The sequence below is a fragment of the Planctomycetaceae bacterium genome (genome assembly GCA_041398785.1).
Classification (GTDB): Bacteria; Planctomycetota; Planctomycetia; order Planctomycetales; family Planctomycetaceae; genus JAWKUA01.
Genome location: JAWKUA010000013.1, coordinates 76,155 through 100,616 on the forward strand (window position 1 = coordinate 76,155; position 24,462 = coordinate 100,616).

A 24,462-nucleotide genomic window follows, 5' to 3' on the forward strand; every position below is an offset into this window, starting at 1 on the left:
GCCCCGACACCGCCGGCCGCCGACATCGCACCGAGTAGCGCATCTTCGCAGAAGCTGTGCGGCGCCGCCGTCAGAAAGCGTTCCGGACGTCCTGCCGCCGTCGAACGTTGCGGTCCGAATTCACCCTCCACCGATTTCGCATATTCACACAGCTGGTGACACGGGAGGGCGAGGCTCCCGCCGAGCCGCTGCCGCACCGGACGACCGCTGGCCCGCGCGGCTCGGCGGGACGCGCGCCCAAACGCCGGTCGAAGATCAGCATTCATCGAATCGCTGTCGGCAGACCACTACGGTCGCGCGCCGGCCAGAGAAACGTTTTCCGCAAGGCGATTCACGTGGCCGGGCATCGCGGTATGACACGCGGGTACGGCGGCTTCCAGCGGCAGCAGCAGTCTGTTCGGTACTGAGTTCTCTCGAAGGCCGGCGACGTAGCTGACCAGAACCTGGCGAGCGGACTCGTTGTCATGGAGCAGATAGTGGACCCAGCCCCAGGCTTCGGCGTAGTCTCGCTGCGTCAGTTGTCGGAAGTCCGTGATGGACTCCAGACTGTACAGCGATGGACTCCAGCCCTCCGCGCGCGCGTCCTGCAGGTGACGCAGGTGTTCCGGATGAACATGCGCCGGAGACCCTTCCACTTCGAAATATTCCGCCAGTCCTTCATCCAGCCACAGCGGAACCGTCTGCAGGGAAGCGTGCAGGAGACCGTGAGTGAACTCATGCCGCAGATCTTCCTGAACTCGCGGCCCGTGGTACGAATACACGGCCAGCTCGCGACTCGTCCCGACAAAGTACGCTCGGCGAGGCGGCAGGTCCGGCCACGTCGTTTGCATATAGCGACGATAGCTGGCTTCGTCTTCGAACAGGTACACCGCCACCGGGTCGCGCTGCTTCGGAAGTTCCAGAGTCGCGGAAATCTGCTCTCGCAGCTCCTTCAGATTCTCAATCAGGTCGGAATCCGGCGCGATCGGGAAGTTGCTGTAGACGTGGAAGTATTCGGCGTTGACCGAATGAGAATGCGGACGATCCGTTGTAAATGTCTTCGGAGTGCCGCGGCAGCCAGCCATCAACAGCGCAGCAAAAATCACCACGAACAGCGTCCGAGGACCAGGCTGGCGGGGCGTTTCGAAAAGCTGACCGAAGATCAAACCTGACTTCCCTGTCCGCAATGCTGTTGCCAATCCGTGCGCGGAGTCCCAGAATGGAGCAGGAGGGGCACCGGCAGGAACCGCCGGGATGGTCTCAGAATCCCAAAATCCTCACAAGACGGCTTCTTCAGCCGCAGATCGACATGCGTTTACTTCAGAAATTCGGCCCCCGCCCAAACGACCAGCGTCAGGACCGGGCAAGGCATTCGATACAGCTGAGCGCTTCGTGTGACGCCGTGCCGACGGCGAGAACCGCGGCGGACGGTCGAAATCCCGGCCGAGCGACCGTCGGCGGAACCTCACCGGAAAACAGCCGCGTCGGCAGCCGAGCGTTCATCGGAGACGCTCGACGAGTGCTGGTCCTCGTGCTGCTCGTGTCGGTGACTGCGTTCACTTCGAAATCGCGCGCCGCGGACGTTCCCGATTTTCAGCGAGACGTGCGGCCTCTGTTGTCGGACCGCTGCCTGGCCTGCCACGGTCCCGACGAACACGAACGTCAGGCTGATTTGCGGCTCGATCAACCGGCCAGTCTGACTGCGGACCGCGACGGCCTTCGAGTTGTGGTTCCCGGCGACCCCGACGCCAGTGAACTGATCATTCGCGTGACTTCCGACGACGAGTCCCTGGTGATGCCGCCGCCGGAATCAGGAAAAACGCTGAGCGACGAAGAGATCGGCATCCTGCGCCGCTGGATCGCTTCCGGAGCCGAAATGACGACTCACTGGGCGTACGTCCCGCCCGAACGGCATCCAGCGCCGACACCAAAGCGCAGCAACTGGTCGAGCAACTGGATCGACGATTTCATCCTTCACCGTCTGGAAACGGAAGGTCTGCATCCGTCGCCGGATGCCGATACCGTGACGTTGATCCGACGGCTGTACTTTGATCTGACGGGTTTGCCGCCGTCGCCACAGGACCTGGAAACGTGGACCGCGCGCTTCGAGTCTGGTTCGCGGGACGATACCGTCGAGGAACTTGTCGACGACCTGCTGTCGACCGACGCGTGCGCCGAACGGCTGGCAATGTACTGGCTGGATCTCGTCCGGTACGCGGACACAGTCGGCTATCACGGCGATCAGGATCACAATATCTCGCCCTACCGCGACTGGGTCATCGACGCCTTTGCAACCAACATGCCGTTCGACCAGTTCACGAGGGAACAACTGGCCGGTGACCTGCTGCCCGGCTCCGATATCGATCAGAAGATCGCCACGGGTTACAACCGGTTGCTGCAGACATCGCATGAAGGCGGCGTCCAGCCGAAGGAATATCTGGCCATCTACGCGGCCGATCGAGTTCGCAATGTGTCGGCCGTGTGGATGGGAGCCACGCTCGGCTGCGCTCAGTGCCACGATCACAAGTACGACCCGTACACGTCGAAAGACTTCTATTCGCTGGCCGCATTCTTCGCTGACGTGGACGAAGCTCAGCACTTCAAAATCGGCAGCAACTCGCTTCCCACCGCCCGTCCCCCGGAAATCAAAGTTCACACGCGGCGCGAACGTGCCCGCTTGTCGAAGCTGGAACAACAACTGGCCGAGGCGGACCGGCTGCTCGAAATGCGACCCGATGACAGCGAACTCATCGATCAAAGGAAGCAACTGGGTTTCGCCATCGAAGATCTCAACGCCGCCAAGCGCACGACGATGGTCACCGTGTCGATCGAACCTCGCGAGATGCGAATTCTTCCGCGAGGCAACTGGCTGGACGACAGCGGCGAGATTGTCCGGCCGGCAGTGCCTGCGTTTCTGGCGAGTTTCCGACAGGAGTCCGGTTCCGCTGAATCCGGTTCTTCGGCGACCGGATCGCAGTCGCGCGAGACGGACCGACTGACTCGCCTGGATCTGGCCAACTGGCTGACCGACCCGGAAAACGGGACCGGCCTGCTGACCGCGCGTCTTCGCCAACCGCTTCTGGTACCTGCTGTTCGGCCGTGGCATTTCTCCGTCACTCGATGATTTCGGCGGTCAGGGGTTTCCGCCGGAACACCCGGATCTGCTGGACCGGCTGGCTCTTGAGTTCGTCGACAGCGGCTGGAATGTCAGGCACATGTTGAAATCGATCGCCGCCAGCCGCACGTACCGCCAGTCGTCGTTGTGGAACGACGAACTGCGAAGACGTGATCCCGCCAACCGGCTGTTCGCGCGGCAGAATACGTTCCGGCTGCCGGCCGAGATGATCCGCGATTCAGCTCTGGAAATCAGCGGGCTGCTGGTGAAGCAGGTCGGCGGAGCAAGTGTCAGGCCATATCAGCCCGAAGACTACTACCGTCATCTGAACTTTCCGACTCGAAAGTACAGCCACGACAAAGACGAACGCCAGTGGCGGCGCGGCCTCTACGTTCACTGGCAGCGACAGTTTCTGCACCCGATGCTGAAAGCCTTTGACGCTCCGACACGGGAAGAATGCACGGCCCTGCGTTCCGAAAGCAATACGCCGCTGGCCGCGCTGACACTGCTGAATGACCCAACGTTTGTCGAAGCCGCCAAGGCGTTCGCCGTACGCATCCTTAACGAATGCGAATCCGACAACGATAGAGACCGAATCCAATTCGCCCTGCAGCTCGCCGTTTCGCGGAAAGCCGACGACACGGAAGTTCAGCTTCTCACAGCGCTGCTGAATGAATCGCGAATGGACTATCGCGACAATCCGTCGGCCGCCAAAGAAGCGACAAACGTCGGAATCAAGCAACCGCCCGATTCCATCAATGCCTCGGAACTCGCGTCCTGGATGATGGTCACGCGAGCAATTCTGAACCTTGATGAGACGATTACACGCAACTAGCGGCCACCTCAACGTTCGTAGTGAGATCCCATGTCAACTCAGCAAGTTTCTGCACCGGCACCGCTTGCAACCGAGCGCATTCCGCCGCTGACCAACGGCGATCGGTTGACGATGCCCGAGTTCCTGCGGCGTTACGAAGCAATGCCCGATGACACACGAGCCGGGCTGATTGAGGGCGTCGTCTATCTGTTGCCGCCAGTTTCTGGAAGGACACGGAGAACCACACCTTGACCTGGTGACGTGGATCGGGACATACAAAGCCCGTACACAGGGCGTCGGCGGCGGTGATAACTCAACACTCAAGCTCGACCTGGATAACGCACCTCAGCCGGACGGTTATCTCCGACTGCTGCCTGAACACGGCGGACAGGCCAGACTTGTCGACGGATATGTTGTCGGCGCTCCGGAACTGGTCGTCGAAATTGCCGCCAGCAGCGCCAGCTATGATTTGGGCGACAAGCTCAACGCTTATCGCCGCAATCAGGTCCGGGAATACATCGTTTGGCGTACCTGGGACCGAGCGGTGGACTGGTTCGTACTCAGTGAAGGCAGCTACATCCCGATGTCCGCCGGGCAGGACGGCATCCATCGCAGCAGAGTGTTTCCAGGTCTTTGGCTTGACGCCACAGCCGTCATCGAAGGTCGTATCGGTAAGGTTCTCGACACTCTGCTGCAGGGAATCCACAGCGATGAACATGCTGCATTCCTGCACGACATTTCGAAAAAGGCGAAGGACGATGCGTGACGTTCGGACACCGCCACTCTGATTCATTGTCTGTTTAACGTCATTGTCAATTATCAGATCGACTCACCATGCAGACCCTGAATCCGCGCAAAACTCAGCGCCGCACGTTTCTTGGATCATCCGGAATCGGGATTGGCTCCGCCGCACTCGGCACATTGCTGGCTGGCGAATGCAGTTCTCGCGCTGACGAACTCAATTCCGGTCTGCCGGGGTTTCCGCAGTTGCCTCAGCGAGTCAAACGGGTCATCTTCCTGTGCATGGCCGGAGGTCCGTCTCACCTGGAGACATTCGACTATAAGCCGAAGCTGGAGGAAATGGACGGCCAGCCAATGCCGGAATCCTTCACCGCCGGTCAGCCGATTGCTCAGCTGCAGGGGCAGGAACTGAAGTGCCAGGGGCCGATGACCACGTTTCAGCCGTGCGGTGACAACGGCATCATGATCAGCGACTTCCTGCCGTGGCATCAGAAGATGGCGGACGATCTGTGTGTGATCAAATCAATGGTCACGGAGCAGATCAACCACGATCCGGCCCACACTTTTATGAACACCGGCACAGCCATCAGCGGCCGGCCATCGATGGGATCGTGGGTAACCTACGGCCTGGGCAGCGAATGTCAGGATCTGCCTGGTTTTGTTGTCATGACAAGTGTGGGTGGCCGGAACCCTCAGCCAATCGCTTCACGTCAGTGGAGTTCAGGATTTCTGCCGGGACGCTTTCAGGGCGTGGAATTCAATTCGACTGGTGCTCCGGTCCATTACCTGGACAATCCACCGGGTGTCACAATGGACCGGCAGCGGCAGTTGATTGATTCCATTCGCGATCTCAATCAGCATCGCAATCAGTCGCTGCATAATCCGAAGATTGACACACGAATTGCCGCCTACGAAATGGCGTTTCGCATGCAGATGTCGGTCCCCGAACTTGTGGACATGAGCGACGAGCCGAAACATGTACTGGAAGCCTACGGTGCAACGCCGGGAGACGGATCATACGCTTCCAATTGCCTGTTGGCGCGCCGTCTGGCCGAACGGGGAGTTCGTTTCATTCACCTGTATCACCGAGGCTGGGACCATCACGGCGGTCTGGTCCAGTACATGAATACCTGCTGCGGACTGACAGACAAGCCCACGTATGCCCTGATTCAGGATTTGAAACAGCGAGGCATGCTGGACGACACTCTGGTGATCTGGGGTGGTGAATTCGGTCGCACGCCCATGTATCAGGGCAAGGGCGGAGCGGGCCGGGATCATCACATCAAGGGCTTTTCCATGTGGCTGGCAGGAGGCGGCATCAGAGGCGGCATCTCCTATGGTGAAACCGACGAACTTGGTTACAACGCTGTTGAAAACGTGGTCCACGTCCGCGACCTGCACGCCACGATGCTGTACATGCTGGGCATTGATTACAACCGCTTCTCCGTCAAATACCAGGGACTGGATGTGAAACTGACGGGCGTTGAGGATGCTCGTGTGATCGATCCCGTCTTCGCCTGACGTCAACGCGCTGCGCGGGCACATATCTTCCTCAAGTCGCGTCGGAAAGCACTTCATACGATGACCGGTCTGCAACGCTCAATTCGTCCGCAAATGAGCACTTCCCTGGCAGGTATCGCGGTACTTCTGGCCGTTGCTGTCTCCGCCCCCGTGATCGCTCAGGATGACCTGGATTTTGTTCCGGGTCTGCTGACGACCATCACCAGCGACGGCCGCAGCGTGCAGCGGATTGATTCGACGCTGAGTTTCGACTGGGACAATGGTGTGCCGGATGCTCGAATCGGAAAGGCACCATTCAGCGCTGAATGGAGCGGACGACTGCTTGTACGCCAGCCGGGGTCTCATACGTTCCATGCTCACGTGACCGGGCAGGTAACGATCATTGTCGGCGGCGATACGGTGCTGGAGGGTCACGGAACTCGGAATTTCGTTTCAGGAAAACCGGTCGCGCTGGCTCCGGGAGACCACTTGATTGCGGTCCGGTTTCACACAGAAGGGGTTTCGCAGCCGCGATTGCAGGTCTTCTGGTCGTCGGAGAACTTCACACTGGAACCGCTGCCTGCTGACATTCTTTTTCGCGAACAGGCAAATGCCGACGTGCAACAACAGGAATCCGGCAAGCTGCTGGTCGACGCGTTTCGCTGTGCGGCGTGTCACCGCGATTCCGCTCCGATGCAGCCGCAGAAGGCTCCGTCACTGGAACGAGTTGCCGGAAGTCACGTCGGCGAAAGTCTTGTATCGCGGCTGATGAATCCTAATGACGTTGTTTCCAACAGCCATATGCCCGACTTCGGCTTGTCACGGGATGAGGCCGAAGCCGTGGCTGCATTCCTGTTGAACATATCGCAGAAAGCGCACTCGGACGCGCCGGGGAAATTCGATAACAATGACCGCGACGCAGGACGGAAACTGCTGACATCCGTGGGTTGCGTCGCGTGTCACAAAGTTCCCGGCATCAGCATTCCGGAAGTGCCGCTGTCTGATCCATATGATGCTCCGGACCTGACCGACGTCGCACGACGGCGGCCGGTGGAGTGGCTTGACCGCTGGCTGCGAGATCCCGCATCGCTGAACCCGGAGCATCGGATGCCTGTATTCGATCTGGATCCAAAACAGCGACGTCAGATTGTCGCAGCACTGCAGAACGCGCAGTCTTCGGCGCCGCTGGACGTTGTCAAACAGGTGTCGGACGCAGAACAGATCGCTCTTGGCAAACGCATTGTGGAACAGACCAACTGCGCGGCATGCCACGCCATTCCTGGCATCACCCCGCCGCGTGAGCCCGTCGGGGCACTGACTCAGGCGAGTCTGACTTCCGAAGGGCATCGCTGCATTGACCAGCGGTCGGACAGCGAGTCGACGACCCGTCTGCCGCAGTTCCGATTCTCCGATACTCAGATCAAACAACTTGCCGCCTGGCTGAAGTCAGTTGACCGGCCGCTGGTCGCTGCCGGCAGTTTCGAACGCGGCGAGCTGCTGCTGCATCGGAACGGCTGCGTCGCGTGTCACGATCGCAACTTGTCTCGCGGACTGTCGTCGATCGCCGCCAGGCTGCAGGGCGCAGATGCGGAACTCAGCGGGCAGAGTCAGGCGCTGATTCCTCCGTCACTGACCGCCGTCGGTGACAAACTGAGGGATGATTTTCTGAACAGGGCTGTCGCCGGCGAACAGCCCAATCGCAGAATGCCGTGGCTGCTGGTTCGAATGCCCAGGTTCCGTCATTCGCCATCGGAACGCGACGACCTGGTGCAATATCTGATCGCCGCCGATCGCATTCCCGACGCGGCGGATGATGTTCGACAGGACCTGCTGGCGAACCTGAACCCGGCCGGCGTGAAAGCCACCAGCGACGATTTGCTGCTGGGCAATCGTCTGACGGGAGCGGGCGGGTTCAACTGCGTGGCGTGTCACCAGGCAGGTTCGTTTGAGCCGCGCAATGTCGCTCCGGGAACTCGCGGATCGGATCTGATGACGATGGGCCAGCGCATCCGGCCGAAGTATTTTCAGCGCTGGATGGCGAATCCGCTGCGAGTCATCGCGGGAGTCGAAATGCCGGCGATCAGGAAGGCGATGCCCGATGTTCACGGCGGTTCACTTCCAAAGCAGCTCGCCACGATCTGGCATGCTCTGGCCGACGAACGATTCACTCCGCCAACGGTGACCAGCCGCTTCGAACAGGTCGTAAACGTCGAACCGGGCGGTCAGCCCAGGATCATTCGCGATGTCTTTACGATCGGCGAAGGCAGGGATCGGCAGGCCGTCGCGCGAGCGATGGCGATCGGTTTCAGCAACGGCCACAACATTCTGATCGACCTCGACACCATGCAGATTCGCCAGTGGACCGTCGGCGAATTTGCCAGACAGCGAACCGAAGGCAAGAGCTGGTATTGGGACATGGCGGGCATCACAGTTGCTGCGCCGAATGGCCCGGAGGTGCCGTACAGACTGACGAACGCCGATGCATCGCGAAGTCTGTTGCCGGTGCCGGATGAATCGCAGACGGCGGAACTGGTCGAATACCGGACGGTGAGTGATGCCATCGAAGTCGTGACGCGATTCCGATTTGATCTGTCAGATTCGCATGGTCAGACGGATCGGGATGATGAACCGCACTTCACGACACGGCGCTGGCAGGATGCGAATCGTCCGCTGGAGACCGTCACCGTGCGGTATCGGTTTGACGAGGCCTCGATGCAGGGCAACAGCACCGGTTGGCGGCAGCTCGTGGAACTGGTTGACGGCCCGCCAGGCTGGAAGCTTTCGGTTCCGATGTTTTACGCTGATCGTGGAACCGGCAGTGGAAGTGATGTCTGGGACGGAAGAATCGTGCAGATCCCGGCGGCGGCCGACGTCGATCTGAATCGCGGTGAAAGCGTCACGTTTCTGACCGGCACATCGACGCGACTTTCCGCGGTCGGCACGGCGGAAATGTTGCCGTCGCCCGTTTCCGACATCGAAGCCGTCACGTCGACGCCCGGATTCGACGGCCAGCGCCTTCCGCTGCCCATGTCAATTATGCCGACAGCGATTGCATGGCTGCCGGACGGGCGAATGGTATTCACATCGCTGAAGGGTCATGTCTGGATCGCGAGCGATTCTGATGCCGACGGACTGCCGGACGATGTCTCACTATTCGAAGAAGGACTGGCGGCTCCCTTCGGAATCGTGCCGGACGGCGACTCAATCCTGGTAAGCCACAAGCCGGAGATTCTGCGGCTGACCGACACCGACGGCGATGGTCGAGCAGACCTTCGCGAAGTCTTCGCGTCCGGCTGGGGATACAACGACAACTATCACGACTGGACCACCGGTCTGATTCGCGATGAGGAAGGCAATTACTTCGCGGGACTTGGCAGTGATTATTCTCAGAAGGAACGGCCGAAAAATCAGGACCGCTGGCGAGGCGGCGTGATTCGAATTGATCCGTCCGGCAACGTGACTCCGGTAGCGATGTCGTTTCGATATCCCATGGGCCTGGCCTTCGATCGCAATGGCAACCTGTGGGCAACCGACAATCAGGGCGTGCAGAACACGTTCAACGAAATCAATCAGATACTTCCCGGAAGACACTATGGCGTTCCATCCGCTCATCAGCCGACAAACGGGCTGCAGCACGAAACGCCTGGCCTGATGATTCCGCACCCGTGGGTTCGCAGCGTCAACAGCATTTTGTTTCTGCCGGATGACTACAAAGTCGAAAGCCTGCGCGGGCACGGCATCGGCTGCGAATACGACAACCGCATGTTGATTCGCTTTACCATCCAGGACGTCGGAGGCGTCCTGCAGGGAGCCAGCTACAACTTCAGCCGTCCGGATTCCAGCGGCGGAGGCAGCAATTTCATCGGCCCGATCTGCTCCGCGATCAGTCCGGCGGGAGAACTTTACATTGGCAGCATCTGGGACAGCGGCTGGCAGGGAGGTCAGAACAACGGCGGCATGACTCGGTTGCTTCCATCGAAAAACGGACTGCCCAACGGGATTCGGGAACTGCGAGCCACAGCGACGGGCTTTGAAGTCGAATTCTTCGAACCCATCGATGAAGCCGCCGCGCGCAATCCCGAGAGCTGGTCGATTCAGGGCTACACGCGAGTCTGGGGCGGCGACTACGCGACGCCCGATTCCGGCCGCCGCGCGCTGACACCCTCGCAGATCCGCATCGACGAAGATCGACGGCTGGTCCGATTTGATGTCGACGAACTTAAGCCGGGGTACATGTACGATGTGGCCGTGACCGGTCCGCTGGCCGATTCGGAACAGATGTGGCCCGTCGAGGGACACTATTCCATGAAAGTCGTACCGAATCCGGAGTGATTCAACGCTTCGTTCAGACAAGGGCAGATGCAATGGCGGCAGGATGTCACAAAATGCATTCCGACGGCTGCGGCGAATAAATCCTTGAAAGATGTGGTGCCCGGGCAAGCGAACGGTTGGGACGCGCAGGCTCCTGCCGAACCGCGTGTGCCAGAGGACGCTTGATTGATTAGCAGCGCGGCGGGAGCCTCGCGGTTCCGATCGCCATGCCCGTGCGGTTCCTTAATCGTCGGTTGACGGTCCATTCGCGGTGGAGCATGCGGCGTTTTGGAGTGCGGCGACTCGTCGTCGCTTTGGATCTCTTTTCCGGAACCACCGATGTCAATCGAACGCCGGTTCGGAATTCGACGTAGCCGCTGAAATCCAAAGCGGCACGATGATCGCACTCCAAAGTATCGCCAACCGGAAACATTTCGCGGCGGAGCATGCGGCGTCTTGGAGTGCGACGACTCGTCGTCGCTTTGGATCTCTTTTCCGGAACCGCCGATGTCACAGGAATCGAACGCCGGTTCGGAATTCGACGCAGCCGCGAAATCCAAAGCGAAGCTGGATCATCGCACTCCAAAGTATCGCTTGCATAAACAACCAGCCACGGTTCGCGAGCGAACGAACTTTCGGTCAGCAGCGCAGGAAAGAGGCTTCCGACCGATTTCACCGGTGTGTGCGAGAAAAGCGGAGGGGGAGGGATTCGAACCCTCGGTACCGTTGCCGGTACACCGGTTTTCGAGACCGGCACAATCGGCCACTCTGCCACCCCTCCGGTTTTTCGTTACGATAGCGGCTGCACGTCGCGGACTCCATGATTCCGGGCACGCCGCATTTCCGGGAAAGCCACCGTTTGAACGCAAAGGCAGGTGAAAATATGCAGAGGTTCACTCGACGACAAGCCCTGGCATTCGGATCGCTCTCGATTTTCGCGGGATCGGGTCTGCAAACTGTCTTCGCCGCTCAGAAAGACTCGGCCGCTGAGCCTCAGGACACGCGTTTTCGGGTCGACGAAGTCCGGACGATTTCGCTGCAGCCGTCGCTGTACCACGGCTGGCCGACTCTGGCGAGACGCGGAAACGGCGAACTTCTGGTGGTTTGTTCCGGAGGCCGCGAATCGCACGTGTGCCCGTTTGGTCGAGTGGAGCTGATTCGATCACGCGATGACGGAGCAACCTGGTCGTTTGGCCGGACGCTGACCGACGGGCCGATCGATGACCGCGACGCCGGAATCGTAGAAACGGCGAAAGGCACTCTGCTGGCCACGACATTTACATCCCTGGCCTACGTTCCGATTCTGCAGCGGGCGATTGAAACACACAACAGCGACAAGCCGTCGATGGATTCGCTGCAACTGCAGCGCTGGCAGGCGGCTCACGCGCGGATCGCAAGCGATGACGCGCGGTCACAACTGCTGGGCAACTGGATGCTGCGATCGCAGGACGGCGGCGATTCCTGGTCTACGCCGTATCGAGTTCCCGTGAACAGTCCTCACGGCCCCGTGATGGTCTCCGGGGGACGGCTGATGTATGCCGGAGTCGCTCTGTGGCAGGACGCGCGACGAGTCGGTGTCTGCGTGTCCGACGACGACGGCCTGTCGTGGCAATGGCTCGCAGACATACCGGTTCGCGAAGGTGACACGTCCGACAACTATCACGAACTTCACGCCGTTGAAGCTGCGGACGGACGCTGGATCGTGCAGATTCGAAACCACAACGACGCCAACAAAGGCGAGACCCTGCAGACTCATTCCACCGACGAAGGCAAGTCCTGGGCCGAACCCTATTCGATCGGAGTCTGGGGTCTGCCGTCGCATCTGCTGCGACTGTCCGATGGACGACTGCTGATGTCGTACGGCCACCGTCGTGCACCGCTGGGCAATCAGGTTCGCATCAGCGAAGACAACGGTGCGACGTGGTCGCAGCCGATGGTGATCTACGCGGACGGCACGTCGTCCGATCTGGGGTACCCGTCGACCGTGGAGACCAGTCCCGGAAATCTGGTGACGGTCTGGTACGAACGTCTTGCGGAATCCCCTGCGGCTCAGTTGCGAATGGCCAGGTGGACGCTGACGTAAGCTCCGTGGCGAACGAGTCACGCCGAAAGCGCAGCAACATTGCTGGAGGGCACGCGTCATGACACCGGCGGGAAGTTCACAGCTCTTCCAACTGCCGCAGAATCTCCCGCAGCACGGGGATGTCGCTGTCGGGGCGCGACGGCGACTCCGGGTGAGTCCGGTCGCTGCGGATCATTCCTCGCAGGTGCAGAAATTGCGCGCAGGAATGTTTGTAAGCCGGAACCGGATTTCGAAACGCGAAGAAGCCAAGGTACTGCAACACATCGTTCAACTGGTGAAACGCCGGATCTCCGCAGGCCCACATCGCGTCTCGCTTCGCAAACAGGTCCGGCGCAAAGCTGCTGAGTCCCAGCAGATAGTCGCTGCCGTACATCACCATATCGATCGCCAGGTCATTTCCCGTCAGGACCCTGAAGTCGGGTCGCACCTGGTTTCGCAGAGCCAGACGCTGCCATTCGGGCACGCGCTGCAGAGAGGAATGCTTGGCTCCGACGCACGCATTGATTTCCAGCAGTCCGCGATATACGTCCAGCGAATAAATCCTGCCGAACGGTGCGAACATCGTTCCCAGTTCAAACGCAATGAACGTTTCGCAGAGTTCGCCGATCGACCGATAGGCCGCGATGATTTCGTCGTCGTTCTGTTCCGTCAGCCCGTGGGACTGAAAGATGACGGGAATTCCGCCGGCCTGCCGAATCTGTTCAATGCCGCGGGCATAGGCACTGATGTTGAACGGATCGCCGGGACGATCGGCGACGAACGTGCCCGCGACAAACTCCCGACCTGATGCTATCCGTCCGGTGCGTTTCAGAACTTCGGCCTTCGTGGCGTCGTCGAGCAGATTGACATAGCCCGTGTCCATGTTGACGGCGGGAATCAGCGACGCATCCAGAGTTCTGTGCACGTGAGCTTCGAAGGCGTCCCAGTCCGGATCGCCGCCGGAGGTCAAAGGCAGCAGCACGGCCGACATGCCGGTGATTCGTCGGCTTCGGAGGATTTCCGGAACAGAAAAAAACTCGGTGTCGCTCATGGTAACCTGATTCCGTACCGCGGAATTTCGTCCCGGCGGCCTGACAGGAAAAGCGCTGGTCTGAAGCGGGCCTGACATCACTTCCGGCGTGGCGCCGCGTGGTCAGACGTCTGTGGCTCGCCGTTGATAGAAGTACTTCAGGACCAGAGCCTGTGACGGCTTCGGCGTAAGCAGCGTCACGGCGAAGCCAGCGAGAAATGACGTCGCAATGCTTATCACAACAGGATCAAGATTGAGCAGCTGGATGGGGACACTGAAGTCGTTGTGCTCGAACCAGCCGGCGACGTACAGCGACAGGTGCGACAGGAACCCGGCCAGCATGCTGGCAATCGCTCCGGCGCCGGTAACACGAGGCCAGTAGATCGCGAGCACAACTGGCGCCAGGAAGCAGGCCGCCAGACCGCTGCCACAATAGACAATGATGTTCTGCAGATACTGAGGCGGGTTCATTGCGGCCAGCACAACTCCGGCTCCCACCACCAGCGTACAGCAGTAACTCATGCGTTTGATGCTCTGTTCCGAAGCATTCGGGTTGATGTTTCGCTGATAGATGTCGCGGACAACGGACGAAGAAATCATCAGCAGAAAGCTGTCCACGGTCGACATGACGGCGGCAAACGGCGCCGCCACCAGCAGTCCCGCCAGCCACGGTGCTCCCGCGTTGCTGGTCAGAGTGACGGCCAGTTGAGGCATGACGCTGTCCGATTCGTATTCCATTCCCGGCAGCAGAATTCGAGCACAGCAGAAGATGATCACCAGCGGAAAGTAGATCAGCGAAAAATAGATGGCGACCGTGATGATCGACATGCGAAGAGTCTTTGTACTGTTGAACGCCATCAGCCGCACCATCAGTTGAGGCTGGCCGGTTCCGGAGATCGCCCACTGGAAGAAGAACGAAAACGCCAGGCTAAGCGGCAGAAATCCCAGTGCGTTGCTGACATGCGGCCCCGGCGCTGTGACGAAGGCGCCCGGCTGTCCACTGTGTCCCGGAAAAGCGGGCGGCTGCGAATCCACGATTTCCCGCACCGTCGCCGACGACGCGAACTGAATACCGCTGCCTTCATCAAGGATTCGGTCACGGTCGCCGGAATCCACAATTTCGATCACGCGCACCAGATGCGTGCCGGGGTCCCGCTGGCGGTTGAATTCCTTGTAGAGTTCCTGCTCAGCGTCAGTGAGTTCTTCCTTTGCGAAATCGACGATACTGCGTGTGCGAAAGATTCGCAGCTCTCCGTCTTCCGATGACTGCAGCCACGTTCCCTTTGGAACCACGGCGGCGTCCGTCGCCCGTTCCAGTTCAATCACTGCATAATTCGGCGGCACCATGCCGGCTATCTGCCTTGTGGCGTTTTCCAGTCCGCCGACCTGACTAAGCACCAGCGGCAGCATGATGACAACGCCGGCCACCATCACGATTCCCTGCATGACATCCGTCCAGACGACCGCATGAAATCCGCCCCACGTCGTGTAGGCGATGACGGAAATTCCAAAGACAACCAGACACAACAGATATCCAGCATCCACGCCCTGAAAAAGCGAAACACTGCGAGTCAGTTCGGCGGTCGCCTGAACTCCCGCGTGGTACATGTCGACGTCCTTCACCAGCGTTTTCAGAATCACGCTGCCGGCCTTGAACTGGCCGACCAGATTCACGCACATGAAGAACACAATCAGAGTCGTCGACAGCAATCCGAAAAACGGGCTTCCGAAACGATCGCGCAGAATGTCGGGGACTGTGATGGCGTCTGTCTTGCGAGCCACCTGGTTCAGCCGCTTGCCGAGAAATCCCATCGTACACAGTGGGAAGATCATGTAGCTGGAAATCCACAGCGCCAGCACCCAGCCGTGTGTGTAGATCAGCGAAGGAAAGCCGGTAAACGAACCTCCCGATGCACTTGTCGCGGCAAACGTCAGTGCGAGCGCCCAGACACCCAAGCTGCGGCTTCCCAGAAAATACTCACTGAGAAAACTGCGAGTCTGCAGCAGCCGGCTGGAAATCGCCGCCAGCCCGAAGACCGCCAGCATGTAGATCAGAAACGTGATCAGGGCGGGAGAATCGGTTATTGCGAGCATTGGTACGGTGGTCATGCAATCCGCGACGGTTTCCGTCATGCTGTTTCCTTCGACGCGTTTTCGTCCGAAACGGGTTCCTGCAGGTCGCAGTCCTGCATGTAGGCCAGACAGAACCAGATCGTGACCGCGTTCGCCACAAGCCACGGAAACACGATGCCCACGGCAACCCACATGGGAATGCCCAGTACCAGCGGGAATTCATCCGGATTGACAGCCTTCGGGTAACCGAAGGTGTCGCAAATGGCCATCGTCCAGATCAGGCAGGCGATCCACATCAGCAGAATCCACTTCGCTTCGCGGCGGCTGCTGACGAAGATCGGATCGGGTTCGTACTCTGCAAGTTGTTCCGGGGTGAGATCGCTCACGAATGACGACTTTCGAGTTTCAAGTTTCGAACGTGGCACCGCAACCGGCACGCTGTCGTGTCCGGTGCCATGGTCCGCACGTGCAGGATTCGCGCTGAGTGCCGAATTCGAAATATTCCATCCATGGTTGTCGCGTGTCTGAATAACCGGACGCGGTAACTCGGTTTCCGAAACAGCGACCGTGCTGAATCCGGCGAGTCACAACCAGCGGAACTTCGATGCGACGCACGTCACGGCGGTGTGATCGAGCGCCAGTGAGTCAGCACATGTGTCCTGACGACCAATGTTGTCGCAAAGCCCGCCAAATGACAAGTCGACGAAGAGTTGCGCGTCGATCGGAACTGAGCCCGGCGGTTCCTGGCCGCATGGAAGTTCCACGCGCTGACGCCATCGGCGTTCAGTGATCTTTCAGCCGAGTATTGATGAATGGGACGGCTGCTGCCATCTGCCGCGCTTCGTGAGGGCGCTGTCATCGGGATTGCGCTGTCGTCGGGGCTGCGCTGCTGTGGGGAGGACGAGGCTCCTGCCGAACCGCTGCCGGATCGGACGTTCTGTGGCACACGCGGCTCGGCGGGAGCCTCGCCCTCCCAAACCCGGATCATTCACAGGCGTGTACGACGGGACTCAGAGAAAGCTTCCGCGATCAGCGATGGCGACCCGGCTGGTTCACGATCACGCCGCCGAACTGAGGATTGACGAGTTCACCGTTGCCGGCCACCGAATCATAGGTCAGTCGACACATCACGCCGGGCTCAACCCAGACCGCGTTAATTGGTGACTGGACCACGGGCTTCTTGCGTGTGGATGACTGCAGTCGTGTGACGATCTTAAAGAAGTCGTCGCGCGGCATGTCGTCTGCGGAGATCGTCGCAATGTGCTGATCGCTGCCGATCGTGTTGCCGGCAAACAGCAGGGCGTTGGGAACGTTCCGGCTGTCTGTGCGAAGACCGTAGACGACACAATGCATCTTGTCGGCGAACCGCTTTGTTCCCAGGTCTTCTTCGGCAGGGTTCTGCAGCATTCCGCGATTCAGAGCAGCGGCGCCGGCGGTCATGGAATCCGGATCGTCAAGCTGCCGCAGTGACTCGTCCATCGTCAGATTTTCGTCGGCCTGCGCACGAGCGGTATCGGCCACGGCGCCGATGACCTGTGAGGCTGACGGAGAACGGTTCGGTGCTCCTTCGACCCGAAACGGCGCGGAATAGTCGATGCCTCCGATCACGACAACGGCTGTGAACATCGAACACAGTCCCCAGATGATCCCGAAAACTCGCGGACACGACGCCGGCAGATCAGCGATCGTGTTCTGCCAGACGTTGAACCACGAAATCAGCACGTCAGCCATGTTGACTCGCGGGTCCACCTTCATGGCGTGGTAGCTGGCGATTCCATGACCGATCAGAAACGAGACCAGTCCGAGAATCAGTTCCGCAAGTGCGATGGTTCCCCGCGGACCGTCGGCGGACGGCCAGGTCGCGTGGATGATCAGGCCGGAAATAATAATCACGCCAACGCCCGTCATCAGCAGCCAGAACCAGACGGGAACCGCCTGAAACCCGGACGGACGCGCCGCTTCTTCTTCCTCTTCCGAAACGATTCGTTCCTTCCAGGTGGTGTCCTTCATCGCGTTCTTGTCGACCGACGGATAATAGCCACAGGTCGGACACCACGAAGACAGCCCCCACGATTCCACAGACTGGCAGCGCGGACAGACCTGCTGTCCTCGGCGAGGTGCGCGTGCCGGACCACGCTGCTCGGCGGACGGCGATGCGGGAACGCTGGTTTCGACGGACATGACACCTGCCTGCTGGTCGATCGGTTCGAAGGGACAATCGAATGATTCGATGCGTCGGCGCGGACGTCGGTGGGCCGGCCGCGTTGCACTCTCGAAACATAGGTTGCGATCCGGCACTGATCGCCTGTGATCTGAAAATCCAGGCACCCGGACAGCCGCACAATCGTCAGGTCTGAAGCATCCGGCGCAGCTGCCGCTTTCAGAGGGGTGAAAACACGCTGTCACCACATTTGCGGACGGCACTGCAGAATTGGCAGGGTCCGTCTGACGCGTCACTTCAGAGGGTCGCGGTCGCCGGTGAGCTGGAAGCGGCACAGATGAATTCCCGCTTCGTACAGAATGATCAGCGGAAACATCATCAGCAGCATGCTGGTCGGATCGGCGGGCGTGAGAATCATCGACAGTACGGCAATCACCAGGATCGCCATGCGACGGTTGGTCCTGTAGCCCTCAACCGAAAAGATCCCCAGCCGATCCAGAAACAGCATGGCCAGCGGCAACTGGAAACTGATTCCGAACATCAGGGGCAGCATCAAAGCGAGGCTGATGTACTCCGACAGCCGCGGCTGCAGTGTCGTTCCGATCCAGTCGTTGAAACTGATCAGAAAACCAAGCACGAGCGGAAACACGAAGTGAAAGCAGAACAGAGCCCCGGTGATGAACAGCCCAAGGCTCATGGGCAGATAGATGTGTACGTACTTGCGTTCGTGCGGATACAGGCCGGCGGCCACAAACAGCCAGATTTGATAAAAGACCCACGGAGACGCCAGCACGAATCCTGCGATCACGCTCACCTTCACGTACGCCATAAACGCTTCTTCGACCTTGAACGTGACAGGCTGATTGAAGCGTTCGCTGGTGCGACGGAACTGGGCGAATTCCGGAGCTTTGATGATCAGCGGGACTGTCGGAGTCTGAACCGGAGCAGTCTCCGATGTGCCGTTCGCCGGCGGCGATCCCGCAGCCGCGTCGGTTCCGGTGCCCGCGTCGCTCGCCGGTTCCGGAATCAGTTCCGGTACTGCGGAGCGAAGTGCCTTCAGCAGACTGTTGACCGGAATCTGGACGACGACTTCATCTTCCGCCAGAGCTGGTTCGATCGTGTCGGAGTCGTCGCCGGAAGACTCCTCCTCCTCGTTCTTCTTCCCCGAAAAGAGGCTCTTCAGGAATTCCAGGAAGTTCACATTGGAGACATCGTCGTTTAGTTCCGGCGGCTTTTCACTCTGCATCAGCGCTTCGGTGATCGGCTTGCGCAGCACTCCGATGATTCGATCGCCGAACAGCAGGCAGACACAGACCGCAATTGTGACACCGATCAGCGACTTCCAGACGTGAACGCGCAACACTTCCAGGTGTTCGCCGAACGACATCGTGGTATCGTCGAAGAGATCTCGGTTGCGGGCCATTTTCGCTTTCCGATGCAGCGGAACCAGGTTCCGGCCGCAGTTGGCAGCTTTGGATGTTTACGTGGCTGGTAAGTCCTGCGGGATCGCGCTATCGTGAGGCGAGCCTGGTGTGACGATCCGATCGTCGTGAAGCGGTGAAGCCGTTACGTCGCGCGGGTCAGTTGACGGAACCGCTCCAGCAGATCCTGAGTTACCGGTCCGGGCCTGCCATCGCCGATCGTGCGACCATCCAGACTGACCACGGCGATGACTTCCGCTGCGGTTCCCGTCAGAAAACACTCGTCGGCAACAAAGATGTCGTGTCTCAGCAGCGGTGTCTCGCGAACTTCCAGGCCGGCTTCGCGAGCCAGTTTTATGACGGCGTTGCGAGTGATTCCTTCCAGGATTCCGGCTTCGGGCGGCGGAGTCTTCAGCACTCCCTGCTTGACGATGAAGATGTTGTCGCCCGTGCATTCGGCCACTTCGCCCTGAGCGTTCAGCATCAGCGCTTCGACGGTCCCGGCGTCCGTGCCTTCGATCTTGGCCATGATGTTGTTGAGATAATTCAGCGACTTGATTCGCGGACTGAGCGCAGCGGAGTGATTTCGAATCGTGCTGGCCGTAATCAGAGCCATGCCGTTGTCGTAGATTTCCTGCGGATACAGGGAAATGGTATCCGCGATGATGATCACGCGCGGATCGCTGGTCCGGCGAATATCCAGCCCCAGAGTTCCCGCGCCGCGAGTGACGACAAGCCGGACGTAGCCGTCGTCGATGTCGTTCGCCGCGACCGTGTCTTCGACCGCTTTCGTCATTTCTTCCGGCGACATGGGTATCTGCAACCGAATGGCCAGAGCACTTTCGTAAAGGCGCTCGATGTGTTCCCGCAGCAGAAACACGCGCCGGCCGTAAACCCGGATTCCCTCGAAAACGCCGTCTCCGTACAGCAGGCCGTGGTCGAACACGCTGACCACCGCCTGCTCAGCGGGAACCAGCCGACCGGAAATGTAAACCTGACGTGACATGAACTTCCTCGACGTTGCAATTCTTTAAAGCGGAACACCCGTCCGCGGCATTTCAGGCGTCCAATGATATCGGTAACCGGTGCCAAGCTGCATCCGTGTCAGCAGGACAATTTGGTGAGTATGTCCGACAAGGTGCGACACCGTGTGCATCAGCGCGCCCAGAACCGTTGTCTGAAAGCCCTGAATCGATCTGTCGGCTGACAGTTCCGCGACGCCGGTTTCTGAAATGACCGAAACGGCAGCCGCAACAACACGACGCAGTTCGTGCAGCAGTTGTTCGCCCGAATGCGTCCCGTCGGCGAGAAATTCCTGCTGCCGCTGTCGCTGACTCGACCGCCGCAGAATTCCGTCAACGGCCCATTGCTGAAGATTGCCGGTCACGTGAAGCAGCAGGTTTCCCACGGAATTCAGGTCTTCGGCGGGTCGCCACCAGAGCTGCGATTCGTCCAGTTGGGCGACACAGTGCCGGATGCGGGCGAGCGACTGATTCAGCAGATGAATCCACTCCGCCTTTAGAATCGCAGGCCAGTCAGCATCGGCATCAGAAGCGGCGGACACTGCGGTCAGCGATCAATCTCGCCCATGACGATATCCAGCGAGCCGACGACGGCCGGGACGTCCGCCAGCGGAACGCCTTCGCACAGCTTGTCCGTGACGGACAGGTTGCAGAAGCACGAACTTTTCGCACGGGCTCGAAGCGGTTCCGCGTTTCCGTTTCCGACGACATAGAACCCCATCTGCCCGCGCGGGCATTCGGTTTCCAGATAGACCTCGTCCTTTGGAAGCTTCGTGTTCATCTTGAACGGTTCGCGATGGCTGCCTTCTGCCGACTGATATTTTGGAATCGCCTGACGCACCAGACGAATGGCCTGCACGACTTCCAGCATGCGAACATAGAAGCGGCACCAGTTGTCACCCGTCACGACTTCGCGGGGAGCGTCGCGGAACGGCGCCACGGGAATTTCAAAGTCATAGCCTTCATACATGCGGGTATAGATCGGTTCGCCGTCGCGGCGCAGGTCGAAATTGACTCCGCTGCCGCGAAGAACTGGTCCGGTGCAGCCGTAGCTGACCGCCATCTCCGGCGACAGCAATCCAATCCCGGCCGTGCGGCTGATGAAGATGGCGTTGCGAGTCAACAGGGTGTGATATTCCCGAATGCGTTTTTCCAGCCATTGCAGAAACAACTCCACGGCTTCCAGAAGCGGCAGTCGTTCTCCTCGCCGGCTTTTCGTCAGTGCCGCCAGGCCTTCGGGCATTTCGATTTCTTCCGGAAGGTCATGCGTCGCGCCGCCGACCGTGAGATAACTGCAGGTCAGACGAGCGCCGCAGATTTCTTCGAAGAAGTCCAGAATGATCTCGCGTTCGCGGAATGCGTACAGGAACGGGCTGAATGTTCCCAGGTCCAGACCGTAGGCTCCCATCCCGACCAGATGGCTGGCGATGCGGCTCAGTTCCGCGATCAGCACTCGCAGGTGCATTGCCTTCGGGCTGACTTCCATCCCGATCAGCTTTTCCACAGCCAGCGCGAACCCGAGGTTCATGTTCATGGCCGCCAGGTAATCCATGCGGTCCGTGTAGGGAATCCACTGCGGCGGCGCGAGGTTCTCGCCGATCTTTTCGGCACTGCGATGCAGGTAACCGATATGTGGCGTGCATTCGTGAACGATTTCGCCGTCGGTTCGCAGAAGCAGTCGCAGCACTCCGTGCGTGCTGGGATGCTGCGGCCCCATGTTGACCAGCATTTCGTCCGTCTGCACGTCGAATTCAACGATGCGGGGATCTTCGATTGTCAGGCTCACGGAAACGATCCTTGGCTGGTAACCGCAGTTGGGCTGCAGTCGCAATACTTTGTCGCAGTTTGTTGTCAGGAGTTGCGAACACGCCGCAGTGGTCGCCGCGGTCCGGGTTCGGTGGTTTCGAGACCGTTCATTCCACCCGCAGATGCCGACCGGCCATCGATTGGTGTCTTAACGACCGCGAACCCCGTGGTATTCGAGCGGGAATTGATAGTCCTTCCGCAAGGCGTGGCCCGTCCAGTCTTCCGGGCAGAGAATTCGGCGAAAGTTGGGATGGCCCGTGAATCGAATTCCCACCAGGTCGTAGGCTTCTCTTTCGTGCCAGTTTGCGATGCCCCACACGGAACTGACGGAAGGAACTTCGGGAAGACTGCCGGGTTTGTCATTTTCCCAGCGAGGCAGGATGACCTTCAGTTTCAAACGCTGCCGCAGTTCCAGGCTGGAAAGCTGATAGACAACTTCGACATGAGGCTCATGCCCGAACTTCGCGGCTTTCTTTTCATCGGGTTCCAGATAGTCGACGCCACACAGGTCATTCAGGTGGTTGAAACGCAGCCGCTGATCATCACGGACGAATAATGCGACGTCGACAATGGAGCCGGCGGCCACTTCGATCCACGGATCGATGGCGGCCTTCGGTGCGGACCCGACAACGGACTCACCGAACTTCTCAAGCAGGATGGAATGGATCTCTTCGATGGTCATTGGCTGTCGGCTTCTGAGTCGCAGTGGATTGCGTTCGGCGGAGTAACGGTCAGCGATGTTGCGAAAGATCGCGTCGTGCCGCTGGCGCACATTTGGTCACATGGCCGTCTGATCGGGGGCCTGTTGAGACTTCTTCGACAGTGCTCGAATCCAGTCCAGGTCGCCGCGTTTCCAGACGTAGGCAAATCCGACCAGCAGCACTCCGAAGAACACCAGAATGTCAACAAACCCCATTAGTCCGAGATTTGTCGCGACTTCCGGCGTGATGACGTTCGCGGAATCCAGGTGAGCGACGTCGACGTTCAGCAGGCGGGCACTGAGTTCCTGGCGAGCGGTATCGCTAAGCTTTGAGTCGGCAAGCTGCATTGTGCTGCCGTACACCGACGCCCAGGGAAAGAAGAAGGCGACTTCCACGTCGAAGACAATGAACAGCAAAGCCACCACATAGAATCGCAGGTCGAATTGAATGTAGCTGGACCCGATGGCGGGTTCGCCGCATTCATAGATCGCGTCCTTTTCCGGCGTCGGCAGTTTGGGACGAACAAAGCGTCCGATGACCAGCGGGACCAGAAGCAGCACAACGACCGCCCCGCCGAACAACAGCAAATGACCCACCAGATTCGTCATCTCAAGTCCCCGGTCCCAACTGAATGCGGGCAAACGTCATGTTTCTGCCCGGAACTCCTGCACTGTCATGTCGGCAACACCCTGAAGCAGCGGCCTGCGTTCGGTGATTGCGTCTGACAGTTCCCGCCAATACGACACTTCCGATTCGCCAGGCAGCCAGCTTAACACAACAGACCGCCCGTCGATTTCGGAGGCAAATTCCACCAGACCGACACGTGCGTCCGCAAGGATGCCTCCGACGTCTTCCAGTTCCGATTCGAACACGATCAGCCGAAGCTCGTCCTCCGCAAGTCCGTCCTGCATGGCGGTGACTTCCTCGGCCCAGGGAGTCTGTTCGGACTCCGACACCGGATGAAGGTCTCGCAATTCCTGCAGCCGAGACTGACGTTCGACGACATCCGCTTTCAACCCGACGACATCACGGACAATCGCCCGAACCAGCGGCAGCCGCTGATTGACCTGCTGCACCGTCAGGATGATGTCTTCTGCCGTCATCGGAATTCCCCGTCAGTTAAGCTCCGGCATTTGCACAGAAGCTACCGTGCCCGGAAGCGGTCACGAAGCTCCTGCGAATTCGTACGGACTTTCTTCGCCCTTCACCCAGACCGGCTGGTGCAGCACCTTGGATTCGGCCACGGCGGTGGGATTCAGAGTCGCGCTTCCCCAGGCGGTTTCCAGAGGCAGCTTCGCGTAATCGACAATGCAGCCGTCGCGACTGTAGCAGCTCAGGTCGTGGTTCGATCCCATGAAGATGCAGTCAACCGGACATGGCTCGACGCACAATGCGCAGAACATGCACTTCGTGTAGTCGATCGCAAACCCGTTCAGGCGAAAGCCCTTGCCGACGGGAGTCTTCTCCTTGTCGATGTAGATACAGTCGACGGGGCAGGCCTGAGCACACTTGTCGCAGCCGATGCAGGTCGTCAGGTCGTAGCGATGAAATCCGCGATACCGCGGCTTTACCTTCAGCGGGACTTCGGGATATTCGTAGACCTGAGTAAACGTCTGCCGGTTATAGGTCTTTCCCATCGTGAACAGCGTCACCCACATCCCATACAGGACTGTGGAAACTGCCGTCCAGACGTTTCGAAACCAGGTTAACATGGGAGGAGGTCTCA

Annotated in this window: 19 protein-coding genes and 1 tRNA gene; 6 read left to right on the forward strand and 14 right to left on the reverse strand. The window is 59.5% G+C overall.

All coding sequences use genetic code 11. The annotated features are described in order from the left end of the window. Nucleotides 1-287 precede the first annotated feature (287 nt). The gene (locus tag R3C19_15935) at nucleotides 288-1,088 is read right to left on the reverse strand and encodes a DUF1570 domain-containing protein (protein ID MEZ6061837.1); all 801 of its coding nucleotides are present in this window, start codon (nucleotides 1,086-1,088) and stop codon (nucleotides 288-290) included. 293 nt (nucleotides 1,089-1,381) lie between these two features. Between R3C19_15935 and R3C19_15940 the strand changes: the two genes are divergently transcribed. The 5 genes from R3C19_15940 to R3C19_15960 all read left to right on the forward strand — a co-directional run bounded on the left by R3C19_15940 (nucleotide 1,382) and on the right by R3C19_15960 (nucleotide 10,481). Next, nucleotides 1,382-3,103, forward strand: coding sequence for a DUF1549 domain-containing protein (locus tag R3C19_15940; GenBank protein ID MEZ6061838.1), 1,722 nt, complete (start codon nucleotides 1,382-1,384; stop codon nucleotides 3,101-3,103). Further along, a complete protein-coding gene (locus tag R3C19_15945; GenBank protein ID MEZ6061839.1) occupies nucleotides 3,084-3,929 on the forward strand; it encodes a DUF1553 domain-containing protein in 846 nt (281 codons plus the stop codon). The genes R3C19_15940 and R3C19_15945 overlap by 20 nt, the downstream gene beginning before the upstream one ends. A 169-nt stretch (nucleotides 3,930-4,098) precedes the next feature. Then, nucleotides 4,099-4,674, forward strand: coding sequence for a Uma2 family endonuclease (locus R3C19_15950; protein MEZ6061840.1), 576 nt, complete (start codon nucleotides 4,099-4,101; stop codon nucleotides 4,672-4,674). A gap of 68 nt (nucleotides 4,675-4,742) precedes the next feature. Further along, nucleotides 4,743-6,170: a DUF1501 domain-containing protein gene (locus tag R3C19_15955; GenBank protein MEZ6061841.1), complete on the forward strand. Its 1,428-nt coding sequence runs from the start codon at nucleotides 4,743-4,745 to the stop codon at nucleotides 6,168-6,170. A gap of 93 nt (nucleotides 6,171-6,263) precedes the next feature. Beyond that, nucleotides 6,264-10,481 carry a PA14 domain-containing protein gene (locus R3C19_15960; protein ID MEZ6061842.1) on the forward strand — a complete coding sequence of 1,406 codons (4,218 nt, stop codon included), beginning with the start codon at nucleotides 6,264-6,266 and terminating at the stop codon, nucleotides 10,479-10,481. 673 nt (nucleotides 10,482-11,154) lie between these two features. Here R3C19_15960 and R3C19_15965 read toward each other — a convergent pair. Next, nucleotides 11,155-11,241: transfer RNA gene (locus tag R3C19_15965), tRNA-Ser, on the reverse strand. Between the two features lie 102 nt (nucleotides 11,242-11,343). Here R3C19_15965 and R3C19_15970 point away from each other — a divergent pair. Further along, entirely contained in the window at nucleotides 11,344-12,543 is a 1,200-nt protein-coding gene (locus tag R3C19_15970) for a sialidase family protein (protein ID MEZ6061843.1), read from the forward strand. A gap of 76 nt (nucleotides 12,544-12,619) precedes the next feature. Here the strand turns inward: R3C19_15970 and R3C19_15975 are convergent, their stop codons facing one another. From R3C19_15975 to R3C19_16030, 12 genes are all read right to left on the reverse strand, one after another. Next, on the reverse strand, nucleotides 12,620-13,573 hold the full coding sequence (locus tag R3C19_15975) for a dihydrodipicolinate synthase family protein (GenBank protein MEZ6061844.1): 954 nt from the start codon (nucleotides 13,571-13,573) through the stop codon (nucleotides 12,620-12,622). Between the two features lie 102 nt (nucleotides 13,574-13,675). Further along, on the reverse strand, nucleotides 13,676-15,685 hold the full coding sequence (locus R3C19_15980) for a hypothetical protein (GenBank protein MEZ6061845.1): 2,010 nt from the start codon (nucleotides 15,683-15,685) through the stop codon (nucleotides 13,676-13,678). Beyond that, the gene (locus R3C19_15985; protein ID MEZ6061846.1) at nucleotides 15,682-16,011 is read right to left on the reverse strand and encodes a DUF997 family protein; all 330 of its coding nucleotides are present in this window, start codon (nucleotides 16,009-16,011) and stop codon (nucleotides 15,682-15,684) included. The genes R3C19_15980 and R3C19_15985 overlap by 4 nt, the downstream gene beginning before the upstream one ends. Before the next feature lie 643 nt (nucleotides 16,012-16,654). Beyond that, nucleotides 16,655-17,806 (reverse strand): hypothetical protein, encoded by a 1,152-nt coding sequence (locus R3C19_15990; GenBank protein MEZ6061847.1) that lies wholly within the window; start codon nucleotides 17,804-17,806, stop codon nucleotides 16,655-16,657. Between the two features lie 272 nt (nucleotides 17,807-18,078). Further along, complete coding sequence (gene tatC / locus R3C19_15995) at nucleotides 18,079-19,209, reverse strand: twin-arginine translocase subunit TatC (protein MEZ6061848.1); 1,131 nt, start codon at nucleotides 19,207-19,209, stop codon at nucleotides 18,079-18,081. A gap of 143 nt (nucleotides 19,210-19,352) precedes the next feature. Then, entirely contained in the window at nucleotides 19,353-20,213 is an 861-nt protein-coding gene (gene ilvE, locus R3C19_16000; protein ID MEZ6061849.1) for a branched-chain-amino-acid transaminase, read from the reverse strand. Between the two features lie 24 nt (nucleotides 20,214-20,237). Next, complete coding sequence (locus R3C19_16005; protein MEZ6061850.1) at nucleotides 20,238-20,771, reverse strand: DinB family protein; 534 nt, start codon at nucleotides 20,769-20,771, stop codon at nucleotides 20,238-20,240. A gap of 5 nt (nucleotides 20,772-20,776) precedes the next feature. Further along, on the reverse strand, nucleotides 20,777-22,015 hold the full coding sequence (locus R3C19_16010) for an NADH-quinone oxidoreductase subunit D (GenBank protein ID MEZ6061851.1): 1,239 nt from the start codon (nucleotides 22,013-22,015) through the stop codon (nucleotides 20,777-20,779). Nucleotides 22,016-22,183: 168 nt separating this feature from the next. Next, complete coding sequence (locus tag R3C19_16015) at nucleotides 22,184-22,717, reverse strand: NADH-quinone oxidoreductase subunit C (protein ID MEZ6061852.1); 534 nt, start codon at nucleotides 22,715-22,717, stop codon at nucleotides 22,184-22,186. 96 nt (nucleotides 22,718-22,813) lie between these two features. Continuing rightward, nucleotides 22,814-23,377, reverse strand: coding sequence for an NADH-quinone oxidoreductase subunit A (locus R3C19_16020; GenBank protein MEZ6061853.1), 564 nt, complete (start codon nucleotides 23,375-23,377; stop codon nucleotides 22,814-22,816). Between the two features lie 3 nt (nucleotides 23,378-23,380). After that, a complete protein-coding gene (locus tag R3C19_16025) occupies nucleotides 23,381-23,839 on the reverse strand; it encodes a DUF2203 family protein (GenBank protein MEZ6061854.1) in 459 nt (152 codons plus the stop codon). Nucleotides 23,840-23,899: 60 nt separating this feature from the next. Further along, nucleotides 23,900-24,448, reverse strand: a complete 549-nt coding sequence (locus R3C19_16030) for a 4Fe-4S binding protein (GenBank protein ID MEZ6061855.1) — start codon at nucleotides 24,446-24,448, stop codon at nucleotides 23,900-23,902. Nucleotides 24,449-24,462: the final 14 nt, after the last annotated feature.